The sequence below is a fragment of the Polaribacter sp. Z014 genome, from assembly GCF_023555435.1.
GTDB lineage: Bacteria > Bacteroidota > Bacteroidia > Flavobacteriales > Flavobacteriaceae > Polaribacter.
The window spans coordinates 131886-146082 of record NZ_JALCZP010000002.1; the positions used below are offsets into that span (position 1 = coordinate 131886).

General features: G+C 32.7%; 12 protein-coding genes. All 12 read left to right on the forward strand.

What is annotated here, in order from left to right; translation table 11 throughout:
• Positions 1-24: 24 nt before the first annotated feature.
• The 12 genes from MPF19_RS03990 (at position 25) to MPF19_RS04035 (ending at position 14196) form a co-directional block, all read left to right on the forward strand.
• Positions 25-1035 carry a Gfo/Idh/MocA family oxidoreductase gene (locus MPF19_RS03990; RefSeq protein WP_249986881.1) on the forward strand — a complete coding sequence of 337 codons (1011 nt, stop codon included), beginning with the start codon at positions 25-27 and terminating at the stop codon, positions 1033-1035.
• A gap of 12 nt (positions 1036-1047) precedes the next feature.
• Positions 1048-2109 carry a hypothetical protein gene (locus MPF19_RS03995; protein WP_249986882.1) on the forward strand — a complete coding sequence of 354 codons (1062 nt, stop codon included), beginning with the start codon at positions 1048-1050 and terminating at the stop codon, positions 2107-2109.
• An 82-nt stretch (positions 2110-2191) separates the two neighbouring features.
• Positions 2192-3748, forward strand: a complete 1557-nt coding sequence (locus MPF19_RS04000; RefSeq protein ID WP_249986883.1) for a sulfatase family protein — start codon at positions 2192-2194, stop codon at positions 3746-3748.
• A 29-nt stretch (positions 3749-3777) separates the two neighbouring features.
• On the forward strand, positions 3778-4926 hold the full coding sequence (locus MPF19_RS04005; RefSeq protein ID WP_249986884.1) for a glycoside hydrolase family protein: 1149 nt from the start codon (positions 3778-3780) through the stop codon (positions 4924-4926).
• Complete coding sequence (locus MPF19_RS04010) at positions 4913-6379, forward strand: sulfatase family protein (RefSeq protein WP_249986885.1); 1467 nt, start codon at positions 4913-4915, stop codon at positions 6377-6379. The genes MPF19_RS04005 and MPF19_RS04010 overlap by 14 nt, the downstream gene beginning before the upstream one ends.
• Before the next feature lie 58 nt (positions 6380-6437).
• Positions 6438-6695 (forward strand): hypothetical protein, encoded by a 258-nt coding sequence (locus MPF19_RS19410; RefSeq protein WP_349666059.1) that lies wholly within the window; start codon positions 6438-6440, stop codon positions 6693-6695.
• 87 nt (positions 6696-6782) lie between these two features.
• A complete protein-coding gene (locus tag MPF19_RS04015; protein WP_349666060.1) occupies positions 6783-7643 on the forward strand; it encodes a glycoside hydrolase family protein in 861 nt (286 codons plus the stop codon).
• A 2-nt stretch (positions 7644-7645) separates the two neighbouring features.
• Complete coding sequence (locus MPF19_RS04020; RefSeq protein WP_249986886.1) at positions 7646-8752, forward strand: glycoside hydrolase family protein; 1107 nt, start codon at positions 7646-7648, stop codon at positions 8750-8752.
• 1 nt (position 8753) lies between these two features.
• Positions 8754-10472, forward strand: a complete 1719-nt coding sequence (locus MPF19_RS04025) for a glycoside hydrolase family 2 protein (protein WP_249986887.1) — start codon at positions 8754-8756, stop codon at positions 10470-10472.
• A 16-nt stretch (positions 10473-10488) separates the two neighbouring features.
• Positions 10489-10623: a hypothetical protein gene (locus tag MPF19_RS19315; RefSeq protein ID WP_284041377.1), complete on the forward strand. Its 135-nt coding sequence runs from the start codon at positions 10489-10491 to the stop codon at positions 10621-10623.
• 297 nt (positions 10624-10920) lie between these two features.
• Positions 10921-12762, forward strand: a complete 1842-nt coding sequence (locus tag MPF19_RS04030) for a sulfatase-like hydrolase/transferase (RefSeq protein ID WP_249986888.1) — start codon at positions 10921-10923, stop codon at positions 12760-12762.
• Positions 12763-12768: 6 nt separating this feature from the next.
• On the forward strand, positions 12769-14196 hold the full coding sequence (locus MPF19_RS04035; protein WP_249986889.1) for a sulfatase family protein: 1428 nt from the start codon (positions 12769-12771) through the stop codon (positions 14194-14196).
• Position 14197: the final 1 nt, after the last annotated feature.

The window sequence follows — 14197 nt, forward strand, 5'->3', positions numbered from 1 at the left end:
TTTAAGAAATAATAAGTTTTAATTATGGGTAGAGCAATAAAAACGGGAATTTTGTCCTTTGGTATGTCTGGGAGTTTATTTCATGCTCCGTTTTTAAATATTCATTCCGGGTTTGAGTTAGTTGGTGTTGTTGAGCGAAAGACAAAAAAAGCACAATCAATTTACCCTAATATAAAAAGTTTTGATTCGGTTGATGAAATTTTAAACGATTCAGAAATAGAGTTACTTGTAATAAATACACCAAGTCCAACTCATTTTGAATTTGCCTTAAAAGCGATTCAAGCTAAAAAACACATCTTAGTAGAAAAACCATTTACAGTTACTTCAGCAGAAGCAAAGAAACTTTATGCAGAATCAGAAAAACATAATTGTATGATAATGCCTTTTCAAAATAGAAGATACGATAGCGATTTTTTATCAGTAAAACAGGTAATTGAATCTGGTAAGTTAGGAAATTTAGTAGAAGTTCATTTCCGTTATGATCGCTATAATTATAATATTTCAAACAATAGAGTTAAGGAATCTAATACTCCGGGAAATGGATTGTTATATAATTTAGGTCCACATGTAATTGATGCTGCAATCGCATTATTTGGTTTACCCATTAAATGGTCAAAAGTAAAGAAAGGTAATAGACCCAATACTCAAATTGATGATTATGCACATGTGCATTTAGAGTATGTAAATGGTTTACAGGTTTTTGCAATCATGAGTTTGTTAGCAGCTGATGCACAAAAATCGTTTGTATTACACGGTACAAAAGGTTCTTATGTTAAAGATCGTTGCGATACTCAGGAAATGCATTTGCAATCTGGAATATTACCCGATAGCCCATTATATGGTGTTGAATTACCTAATCAGGAAGGAATTTTAACTACTGTTGAAGATGGAATCAAAAAACAAGAAAAAATAATATCAGAAAAAGCTTCATACTTGTCCGTTTTTGAGGATGTATATCAAACCATTTATAACAAAAAAGAATACCCTATTACAAGGGCACAAATAATTAGGCAAATAGAAATTTTAGAAAACTAATAAAACTTAAAAATGTTGAATTCTAAACTAATAGTATTTTTTATATCTCTGTTAATTTCTAATATAGTGTTGGCTCAAACTCCAGTACAATTGCCAGAGAATACAGGTGATCAATATGAAATTTATAGAGATAATAGTGTTTCAGATGAGTTCAATGATAAAATATTAGACTCAGAAAAATGGGGTAGACGTAATACAGGAGGGGCATCTATTCAAGGTCACGAAAATGATGCTTCTTTAGTGATAATGGAAAAAGAAAAAAAGAATGGTAAAACCACTAAGTACGTTTCTATTAAAGCCACAGCAGAAAATGGTTCTCCAAAAACGGCAGGTTTAGTAAGTCAAGCTGCTGGTTTTTACGGTTTTTATACCGTTAAATTTAGGTTTAGAGGATTTGATACAGATGATGTTAAAGAAAAAGGTTCTGTTTGGCATCCTTCAGTGTGGTCTGCTATTGGGAATTATACAAATGAAAAGAAACGATCTTCGATAAAAAATAGTGCTTTTTGGACAGAAATAGACCTTATGGAATGGGAAAATGGACCAAATGGTTGGAGTAGTGATGCACCAGCAAGATTTAGAGATAGTAAAGGTGTTAAAAGAAAAGTGATTACTAAAGGAAAAGGTGCAGAAAAAGCAATTATGACCAAAGGCCCTTTTCAAACCTACGATCCAATTTGGCAAACTATAGGTTTGGAATATACTCCGGAGTATATAAAACTTTGGCAATGGAAAAATGATGAATGGGTTCATATGGGCAAAAGGGTAGTGAAGTTTGTTGATGAAGATGAAACAAATCCAGAAAGTAAATATACCATTAACACTATTGGGAAAAATGCAAGGAACCCTGCCTTTTGGTATTTAGGAAATATAGTTGCAGGCTATGTGTTAGAGAAAGTTGAAAAAGGAATAAACAAGCATACCATAAATGATTTATCTGTAGATTTTGATTTCTTTAGATATTATCGTCATAAAAGTTTAGAAAATACCGATTGGGATTGGGAAAATGGCCTAAAAAATGGTGGAGGAGAAGTTCAAAAGGATTTTTCTGAAATTGAAACTGTAAAAAATTAAAGAATTGAAAAAATGAAACAAGCTCTCTATATAGTATCATTGATTTTAATGCTTGTTATATCTTCTTGAAAAATAAAGTAAAATGAAAATAAATATATTAAAATATAGTGTGCTAGTTCTGTTTTGTTTGTCTGCTTTTAAAAGTATTGGCCAAAACAATTCAAACAAAAACATCATTCTAATTATTACGGATGATCATGCGTATCAAGCAATCAGTGCTTATAATGATCGGTTTGCTAAAATTGCTCCAACTCCGAACATTGATAAATTGGCAAATGAGGGAGTTCGTTTTGATAGAAGTTATGTTGGGAATTCTATTTGTGCACCGTCAAGAGCAACCATGTTAACGGGTAAGCACAGTCATTTAAATGGAATTACAACATTGAAAGAAAAGTTTGATGGAAGTCAGCCAACCATTGCTAATATTCTACAAAAAAACGGCTATGAAACTTCTTATTTTGGAAAATGGCATTTAAAAAATAAACCCGTTGGTTTTTCAAATTGGGATGTGTTAATTGGACAAGGAGATTATTACAATTCAGATTTTAAAACGGAAGAAGGAATCACTAGAAGTAAAGGTTACGTTACAGATGTAATTACTGATAAAGCAATTAATTGGTTAGATAATCAACGTAAAAAAGAAAAACCTTTTATGATGATTGTTGGTCATAAAGCACCACATGCAAATTGGTTGCCACCGGTAAAATATTTACACACTTTTGATGCTATTGATATTCCAGAACCAAAAAATTTATTTGATACGCATAGTTCAAATGGTTTAGGAACAAAAGACACGGATATGACTATTGAAGAAATGCCAATGGGTTGGTATTGTCAGCTTTGGACTGAAATGAAAGGAAAACCAAACAGGTATGAAGATTTAGGAGGCGCCTTATGGAAAAGAGCTTACGGAAGATTAAGTAAAGAGGAAAAAGCAAGTTTTGATAAGGTGTTTAATCCTAGAAATGAAGCTTTTATAAAAGCTAATTTGAAAGGAAAGGAATTAATTCGTTGGAAATATCAACGAATACTAAAAAATTATTTAGCGTGTGTAAAATCTGTAGATGATAATGTGGGTCGATTAATGGATTACGTTAAATCTTCTGGTTTAGAGAGTAATACCTTAATTATTTACGCGTCCGATCAAGGGTTGTATTTAGGTGAACACGGTTGGTATGACAAGCGTATGATGTACGAAGAAGCCTTTAGAACACCGTTAATTGCCTATTGCCCTTCAATTAGAAAAAAGGGAATAGTGAGTAAGCAATTAGTTCAGAATATTGATTATGCACCAACTATTTTAGATTTTGCAGGCGTAGAAATTCCTTCGGAAATGCAAGGAGAGAGTTTGTTGCCTATTCTGAAAAATAAGAAAGCTAAAAACTGGAGAAAAAGCTTGTTCTATCAATATTTCGATTATCCTGGAGGACACGATATTCAAAAACATCAGGGAGTTGTAACAAAAAGATATAAATTGATTTATTTTTATGAAATTAATGAATATGAATTTTACGATTTGAAGAAAGATCCTTCAGAAATGAAAAATGAATATTCTAATTCAACATATAAAAAAGCAATATCAGAATTAAAAAAAGAATTAATAAAACTTCGTAAAAAATACAAAGTTCCAAGTATATAATCATAATATATAATTTAAATAATAGCAGAATGAAATATTTAACAACGTTAGCAATCGCATTATTAGTCTTCGTTTCTTGCGGAGAGAAACCTAAAAAAACGATAGAAAAAGAGACAACCCAAAAAGAAGTAGATTTAAAAATTGAATTTGGAAAAGTAGCTCAAAAATCAGTTTTTAGTGGAGGAGATGAAATAAGTATTTGGGGAGGTTCAGTAGTAAAAGGAGAAGATAATTTATATCATATGTTTTATTCTCGTTGGCCAAAAAATATCGGTTGGGAGTGGGTTAATTATTCTGAAGTTGCACATGCCGTTTCAAAAGATCCATTAGGGCCATACAAACATGTAGATGTAGCATTAAAAGAACGAGGAGAAGGTTTTTGGGATGGTTCTGCTACTCATAATCCAACGGTTCATAAAATGAATGGAAAATATTACATCTATTATATGGGGAATTTTGGTGATAAAAAAATTGTAAGTGTTCCTGGAAAAGCTAAAATTAATTGGATGCATCGTAACAATCAACGTGTTGGTGTTGCAGTTGCAGATAGTCCAAACGGACCTTGGAAAAGGTTTGATAAACCAGTATTGGATATCACTTATAATAATGATGATGCATCGGATGCTTTAATGACCTCTAATCCTTCTGTTTGTCAAATGACGGATGGTAAAGTATTATTGATTTATAAAGCTGTGGGTAAAAAATTCCCAATGCCAAATGGTGGTCCAGTTGTGCACATGGTTGCAATTGCAGAAAGTCCAACAGGACCTTTTGTAAAACAAAAAAAATTGGCTTTTGAAATTAAGGGAGAACGTTTTCCTGCAGAAGATCCATATATCTGGTACCAAGACGGAAAATACAGAGCGATTGTAAAACGAATTAAACATGAAAAGCAAGCGAATGGTAAAGAGCTAAGAATGTTTTCTTTGGTACAATACGATTCTAAAGATGGATTGGATTGGAAACCGTCAAAATATCATGAAATTTCAGAAAGAATCGTTACTTGGGAAAACGGTAGAGTACAACAATTTAAACATCTAGAACGTCCTCAGGTAATTGTTGAAAACGGAGAAGCGATAGCTTTAACGTGTGCTGCAGATACAATTGTAAATAAAGTGAGAAATTCTTTTAATATTCAAATCCCATTAAAAATAACTAAAGAAAATGCTAAAAAATAAAATATCTACACTGCTTTTTTGTGCGCTAACTTCTATTGTTTTCGCTCAAAAAAAACCGAATATCGTTTGGATTAATTCTGATGATTTAGGTATAGAATTAGGATGCTACGGAAACAAGGATGTAAAAACACCTCATATAGATCGTTTGGCAGAAGAAGGAACAATGTTTATCAATTCTTATGCAAACGCACCTATTTGTTCCATCAGTCGTTCGTCTATGATTACAGGGGTTTATGCTCCAACCGTAAATTCTCACGATCATAGAACTCTTAACATGACTGAATTACCTGACGGAATTGTTCCTGTTACAGAAATATTTAAAAAAGCAGGTTACTATGTTACTAATGGTAGCTCTGAGTACAATTTAAAGAAAAGAGGAAAGGAAGATTACAACTTTAAAACCAAAGTTAAATATGATGGTTTTGATTGGTCTGGTCGTAAAAAAGGACAGCCGTTCTTTGCCCAAATTCAGATTAGGGACCCACACAGAAAGTTTGTTGATAATAGCCAAAATATTGTAGACCCAAGTAAAGTTACTTTACCAGAATGTTATCCTGATTATCCGATACTGCGTGCAGATTGGGCTGCTTATTTAGCAAGTGTACAACATGCTGATGACCAAGTTGGACAATTTATGGACAGACTTAGAGCAGAAGGAGAATTAGAAAATACTGTTGTTTTCTTTTTTGGAGACAATGGTAGACCTCATTTAAGAGATAAGCAATTTTTATATGAAGGTGGTTTAAAAGTACCAATTATTGTACGTTACCCTAAATCGGTAAAAGCCAATGCTGTAAATAAAAATTTAGCAAGTTTAATTGATGTTACGGTATCGTCTTTAGATATGGCAGGAATTGAAGTGCCTGAATACATGCACGGAAAAGTTATTGTTGGTAAAAATGCCGTAAAAAGAAAATATGTATATGGATTTAGACAAAGAGCTGGTGATGCTGTAGAAAACATGAGAAGTATTACTGATGGTAAATTCAAATTAATATGGAACAGAACTCCAGATAGACCTTGGATGCAATTAACAAGTTATAAAAAGTTAGAATATCCTGCTTTTGCATTGTACCAAGTTTTAGACAGACAAGGCAAGTTAGAATATCCTTATAATTTATTTATGAGAATTACCAAGCCTGTCATTGAATTGTACGATTTAAAGAAAGACCCGATGGAATTTAATAATTTGGCGGATACTAAAAAATATCAAAAAATTAAAGACGAATTATTTAACAACCTAAAAACGAACATGGTTGTTTGGGAAAAAAACATGATTTCAGAGGATGCAGCTACCATCAACAGAGCTAAAGAAGGTTCTAAAAAATATTATAAAAATTCTTTAAAAAAGAATAAACCAGGGTTAAGTCCAGATGCTAGTTATGAAGAAATTTTAAAAGATTGGGAAGTTCGTCTTTTAGATAAAAAAAACTATTACCACATAAAGAAGTAATATGAGAAAATATGTTAAGCATGTTTTATTTACATCATTTTTACTAGTAGTAATAAGTGTGTGTGGTCAGAAAAAAAATACTGCAACAGTTGCGTTTCCATACACCGTTTCCGAAGAAACTGGAAAAAGGGAAATGAGCGAGGCTATGAAACGTAGTTTTGAAAATTATGAAGGTATTCATCCTGCAGAGAATGAACTGTATTCACAGTTTAAGTACACACAATTAAAAGGGTTTAATTATAACGGACACAATGGAACGATTTCGCGTCGTGACCCTTCAAAGATTATTTATGAAAATGGAAAATATTATGTTTAGTATACATATAGAAATACAATAGTTCCTCCCATTGGTTCAAAAAGAGCAGATGAAAGTACAGAAACCATTCCCTCAACAGATTGGGATTTGTGTGAAATTTGGTATGCAACAAGTGAAGACGGATTTACTTGGGAAGAAAAAGGAGTTGCGATTCCTCGTCCTCCAAAACCAGAAGTTGGTTGGCGTTCAGTTTCAACTACCGATATTTTAAAATGGAAAGGTAAATATTATTTGTATTACCAAGGGTTTATGGAAGCTAGTGGTAAAAGTGGAGATCATTGTCCGGTTGCAATGTCTTATTCAGATAGTCCAAACGGCCCTTGGACTGCCGTAAAAGGAGCTGTAATTGAAAATGGGGCAGAAGGAGAATGGGATCAATATGCAATTCACGATCCTTATCCATTAATTCATGATGGAAAAGTATATATTTATTACAAATCTGCTTTTAATAGACCAGGAAATGTTTGGGTAGCAGGAGGCTTGGCTATTGCCGATAATCCTATGGGACCTTTTAAAAAACATCCTTTAAACCCTGTTTTAAATTCAGGACATGAAGTTGCTTTATTTCCCTTTAAGGAAGGTGTTGCAGCTTTTGTAATTAAAGATGGAAATGAACATAGTACGATTCAATATGCAGAAGATTGGGTAAATTTTAAAATTGCTGCAGTAAGTGAGCTGTTTCCATATGCACCTGGTTCTTATGTTCCGGATGCTTTTACAGATACTAAAGATGGTAGAGGTATTACTTGGGGATTAAGTCATTTTATCAATGCTAGTGGAAGTTCAAAGACTGCGCATTCAATTTTAGCAAGATTTGATTGTGATTTGAGTAGAGATATCAATGATAAAGAAATGAAACATACTAGAAATAATTTTAGACCGGAAATTTATTTTTCAAAAGGATTATCTAGAAAGCAAAAAGAAAGAATTTTAAAGAATAATAAATAGTTATGAAGCATTTCGTTTTTACGTTAATTATTGGTGGTTTACTAAATTTTACAATTTCTTGTAAGGGGCAAAAAGAATCTACAGATTTTAAAATTGAATTGGGAGAAGTTGCTTTAAAATCAAAATTTGTGAGCGATACCATGAGTATTTGGGGAGGCTCTATTGTTAAAGGTGATGATGGATTGTATCATATGTATTATTCTCGATGGAAAAAAGAATTGGGTTGGGCTTGGGTAACACATTCCGAAATAGCGCACTCTGTTTCTGAAAGCCTTTTTGGGACTTTCAAATTTAAAGACGTAGCATTACCAATTAGAGGTGCTGAGTTCTGGGATGGTTTGTGTACGCACAATCCCACGATACACAAATATGACAATAAATATTATCTGTATTATATGGGGAATACAGGAGATGGCGTAGTTACAGGAGAACCTGGAAAAATAAAGCTAAATGTATCTCATAGAAATGGTCAACGTATTGGTGTTGCCGTTGCAGATAATCCAAGTGGACCATGGGAAAGACTAGATACACCTATTATAGATGTAACTAATGATGACAATGCTTTAGATGCCTTAATGACAAGTAATCCATCAATAACTCAAAAACCAGATGGCACTTACCTAATGGTTTATAAAGCGGTGGGTAAAAAGAAACCAGGAAAGTTTGGAGGACCTGTTGTGCATTGTGTTGCAACCTCTAAAAGTCCTACGGGGCCGTTTGTGAAATATAATAAACCTGTGTTTTTAGCAAAAGGGTATGATTTTCCTGCAGAAGACCCTTTTATTTGGTATCAAGATGGAAAATTTAGAGCAATTTTAAAAGATATGCATGGTGCATTTACAGATGCTGGTCAGGCTTTAGTATTGTTTGAATCAGTAGATGGTTTTGATTGGACTTTGTCTAAAAACGCACTGGTTTCAACATTACAAATAAAATGGGAAGATGGAACAGTTCAAAAAGTAGATCATCTAGAACGACCTCAGATTTATATTGAAAACGGTAAACCTATAGCATTGGTGTGTGCGTCTGATATAAAAGATGAAAATGGAGTTCTACACTCATTTAACGTACAAATTCCTATAAAAGTAACAAAAGAAGAACGTAAATAATATGAAAACGCTTTATTATCTTTTAATCCTATTTTTTATCCTTTCATCTTGTCAAAATTCACAAGAAAAAAATACTGAAACTAAGATTTCATTGAATGGAACATGGCAGTTCTTAGCTTCAAGCGAGGTGAATGAAAGTGATGTGTTTAAAGAACAGAGTATTCAGTGGGATACGATTAAGGTTCCTGGGAATTGGGATACTCGTAAGCGTTATTCAGAATATGTAGGTAAAGGATATTACCAAAAGCAATTTGAAATACCTAAAAATTGGAACGGAAAGCAAATACGCTTAAAATTTAATGCAGTTTATGAAACAGCTAAAGTTTGGTTAAACGGCAATTTGTTAGGAGTGCATGTTGGCGGTTATACTCCGTTTGATTTTAATATTACAGATAAAATAGATTTTAATAAATCCAATTCTATTGTTGTAATGGCAGACAATACCTATAAACGAGGTGCTTGGTGGGCTTGGGGAGGAATTAGTAGAGATGTAACTTTATATGCAAATGAAGAGGTAAGAATTGTTTATCAACATATAACTTCTGTGCCAAACTTTGAAACAAAAAAAGTAGATTTTACCATTAAGTATAAATTAGAAAATAATAGCAAAAAGGATATTTTAACAAAGATATATGCTAGCATTGATGGTATATATGCTGATTCTTTAGCTATTAGTGTAAAAGGAAATTCTGCAACTATTTCCGAAGTTAAATTTCAAAAGGAACTTTCTAAAGTAAAACTTTGGGGTTTTAATTCACCTAATTTATATCAATTAAATAGCACTCTAAAGATAGCTGGAAATGAGGTTGATTTGGCTAAGGATAAATTTGGCGTTCGCAAATTTGAAGTTCGTGGGGAGCAATTTTATTTAAACAATAAAGCTGTTAGAATGAATGGTGTAAATAGAGTTCACGATCATCCGGATTATGGAAATACAGAGCCAGACCATTTAGTTAAAAGTGATTTGTTGGATATAAAATCTTTAGGTTGTAATTTTTCAAGATTGATGCATGCACCGCTTTCAAAAAACATCTTGAAGTTTTGTGATAGTATTGGATTTTTATTGGTTGAAGAAATTCCTGTTTGGGGAGATAATGATCCACAATCTTATCCTAATAACCCACAAACAAAACAATGGTTAAAAGAAATGATTGAAAGAGATTATAATCACCCAAGTATTGTAGGGTGGAGTGTTGGTAACGAATTACACGACACAAATTCATCTTGGAAAGAAAAGGTTTTATCAGAAGGACAATATGGTTATGTCAATTCAATGTTAGATTATATTGACGAATTAGATACTTCAAGATTAAAAACATATGCATCTTTAAGTGCATACAGAGGAGGTACTCTTGAAAACGAACCATTTGATAAGATAGATTTTATATCCATAAATAGTTATGGTGATGCTGTTGAGCATGCACAAACTACACATGAGAAATTTCCAGGGAAGCCTATTTTTATTTCAGAAATTGGAAAAGGTCAAATTGGGCCTGCTCCAGAAGCCAAATTAAGTGATGAACTTGTGGGATATATAAAAGGACTTAAAGATTTACCTTACGTAACAGGATTGTCAATTTGGAGTTATAACGATTATAGAAGTAATTATAAAGGAACTCCAGAATCAGGTTTTAGAGAATGGGGTATTGTTGATGAGCGACGAAATAAAAAGAAAGCTTATTATCAATTGAAAGAAGTTTATAAAGCGTGGCAAGAATAAAAAAGGATATTCAATTATGGCACGTTTTGATTGCGATTTAAGTTTAGATTACCACGAACCATTGTTAAAGAAAACAGGTGTTTGGCACAATCCAGAAGTTTATTTTAAACAAGGAATGGGAAGCATTGGTAAAAATCCAGAAGGGAGGTAATTAAGTTCTTTAACTAGAAAAAAGTCATTTTAATCGTAACAATATGAGGGTTTTAAATACTAAAATAGTGCGATTCCTTTAACGAATGCCTTTTTGGTGAAAGGTTTAAAGAAAAAGGGTTTGCCTAAAGATGCTACTAATGAAGAAATACTAAAAGACTGGGAAAGAGTGATTTTTAACTAATAAAGTTCATTTGTTATCCTTTTCGGATCATTTATGTGGTTGTTTCTTCGTTGTCTGCTTAAACCTTTTATTAAATTACATTGTCTAATTTATGACTATAAAAACATTAAAATTATGAGAAAATTAGTACAAGCTTTAGTATTGTTCCTTTTTGTGTTTAATTTAAATGCTCAAAAGAAGAAACCAAATGTTCTTTGGATTATGACGGATGACCAACGAAAAGATTCGAATGCATATTTTAATGAAATAACGACTGGTACAAAAGAAAGTCCACTTGGGTATGTAGAATCGCCAAGTTTAGATAAGTTGGCTAAAGAAGGAGTAGTTTATCCAAATATGCATTGTCAATCTCCTGGTTGTGCGCCATCTAGAGCAGGAATAATTATGGGTAAATATTCTTTTAGATCAGGAGTTTATGGTTTTGAGTATTTTCATAACAATCCAGATTTCTTTTCTCAATTATTACCAGATGCGATGGTAGATCAAGGATATCAAACAGCTTTGTTTGGTAAAACAGGTGTTCGATTAAAAGGATACAAGTCTAAAAAGCCTAAGGAAGAAATGGGCTATTATCAACAATATGTAGATTACGGACAAGATTTAAGACGTACAGGAAATACAGATTGGGATAATACTTCTGTTTGGGGAAAAGTTAACGGAAAAGGACAAAAAGTAGATTCTAGAGTCAATTTTTATTATCCTGATGGAACACATAAATCGTTTTCTAGAAATGAAAGCATTTCTGATGCTGAGAAAAAAGTAAAGGCTGAGGTAGAAAAAGAATTAGACCTTTTATATGCGTATACTAGAAGTACATCAGATTTGATTATTGGTGGAGTAAATTCTATGCCAGCAGGTAAAACGCTAGACGGTAATATCCTTACCGAATTTTTAAGTTATTTAAAGAATGAAAATAAAGGCTATAAAATTTTAAATGGTAGAAATTTTCAAGGAGTTGATTCTAGTAAACCAGTTTTTGCAAATTTAAGTTTCCATTTTCCGCATACGCCAGTAATGCCTCCAAAAGAATTTAGAGATCGTTTTAAGGATAAGGTGTATGAAATTCCTGAATTCGATAAAAAGGAACTAAAAAAACTTCCGAAGCAATTACAAGACTACTATAAGAAAACCAAAATTGACGGTTTAAAATACGAAGAAAAGCAACAAGCCATTAGAGATTATTATGCGTTTTGTGCTTATGGCGATGATTTAATTGGAAAAGCGGTTGAAGAATTTAAAGCATATAGTAAAAAACATAAACAAGAATATGTAATTGTCTATGTCTGCGGAGACCATGGATGGCAATTAGGAGAACAAGGTGTAGAAGGAAAGTTTTCTCCTTGGGATTTATCAACACATACAACTGCAATTGTGGTTGCTTCTGATAAAAAAACATTTCCGGCAGGCAAAGTATATGATGGTTTTACAGAATATGTAGACATCATGCCTACAATACTTGCTGCAGGTGGAGCAGATTTATCAGAAAAGAAATTCGACTTTTTAGATGGTTATGATATGGGAGCTGTTTTAAGTGATAAAAAATTAAAACGAGATTATATTATTGGTGAAATAAATCATGTTGTTGGGCCAAGAGCCTATATCAAAACAAAAGATTTTACTTTTTCTATGCAAACCAGACCTCATAGAGGTAAAGCGAGTAAAAAATATCCGCCAAATGTAAATATCAAATGGGGAATAGATGCGCCTAGAGAAGAAGTGCAAATGGCTTTGTATGATTTACGAGTGGATAGCAAAGAAAGAAATAATGTTGCCAACGATAAAGAGTATGTTGCATTGGCAGATTGGTTTCGTAAAAAATTAGGGAATATTGTTTTGGGTGATGGTAGAGTAGAATGCGATTGGACAAAAGGAAATGACTTTAATATAAGCAATTTTGCTAAAGGAGCTGATGATAAAAGAATTGATATTCCAAATAAAATAATTCCAAAAAAATAATTAGATATGAAATTTAAAGCGATAACATCAATACTATTTTTTACAATTTTCACGAGCGCAGTTTTTGCTCAAAAAGACAAACGACCTAATATTTTAATCATACTTTCCGATGATCAAGGTTGGGGAGATGTTGGTTTTAACGGAGGAAAAGACATTCCAACTAAAAACTTAGATAAATTGGCTAACGAGGGAGTTATTTTTAGTCAAGGTTATTCGTCACACCCATATTGTAGTCCGAGTAGAGCGGGTTTAATGTCGGGAAGATATCAACAAAGATTTGGACACGAAAACAATCCTGAAAACACTAAACAAGGAGAAGATACCGTAATTGGTTTGCCTGTTAATGAGTTGATGATTTCAGAATTGCTTCAAAAAAACAATTATGAAACTTGTGCTATCGGAAAATGGCATTTAGGAAATGCAAAGAAATTTTTACCCAACCAAAGAGGTTTTGACGATTGGTTTGGATTTAGCGGAGGTGGTTTAAATTACTGGGGAAAAACAAAACCTACTAATAGAGAATTAGGCGTAATGAGAGATGGAAAACTAGTTCCGGAAAACGAATTGACCTATTTAACGGACGATTTTTCTAACGAGGCTGTAAAATATATAGATGGATATTCTAAAAATGAGAAACCTTTTTTTATGTATTTGGCGTACAATGCACCTCATGCTCCAATTCAGGCTACCAAAGAATATACAGATCAAGTAAAACATATAGAGTTTGGAGATAGAGCTGCTTATGCTGCTATGGTTGTGGGTATGGATGCTGGTATTGGTAAAGTTATCGATAAATTAAAAGAAACAGGTGAATACGAAAACACATTGATATTTTTCTATAGTGACAATGGTGGTCATTCTCACGGAGCAAGTAGTGCTCCTTATCGTGGACATAAAGGAATGATGTTTGAAGGTGGAATTCGTGAACCGTTTGTAATCTCTTGGCCTAAAAAAATAAAAGGGAATAGAGTGTATGACAAACCAATTATTGCCTTGGATATTTTTCCTACAATTTTAGCCGCAGCAGGAATTGAAAAACCAGCAACTAAAGAATTAGACGGAGTAGATTTACTACCAATTTTAACAAAAAAGAACAAGTCTTTAAAAGAAAGAACTTTGTATTGGCGTTATGCTGGTGGCGAAGGATATGCTGTTAGGGATAAAAATTATAAATTGATTTATTCTTATTACAAAAAAGATATTTTTCTGTTTGATATGGAAAAAGACGAATTGGAAAATAATAATTTGGCAAGTCAATTTCCAGATGTTGTAAACAGATTGAAAGCTAAATATGAAATCTGGTCTAAAGACAATATTGCTCCTTTATGGGAAGATGCACATTTATTTAATTGCGACAGAGAAGAAGCAATAAGACAAGCTTTTATAGACAAGGCTATTTCTGGTGATAAAAATAAAAAGAATTTAAAACATTAGA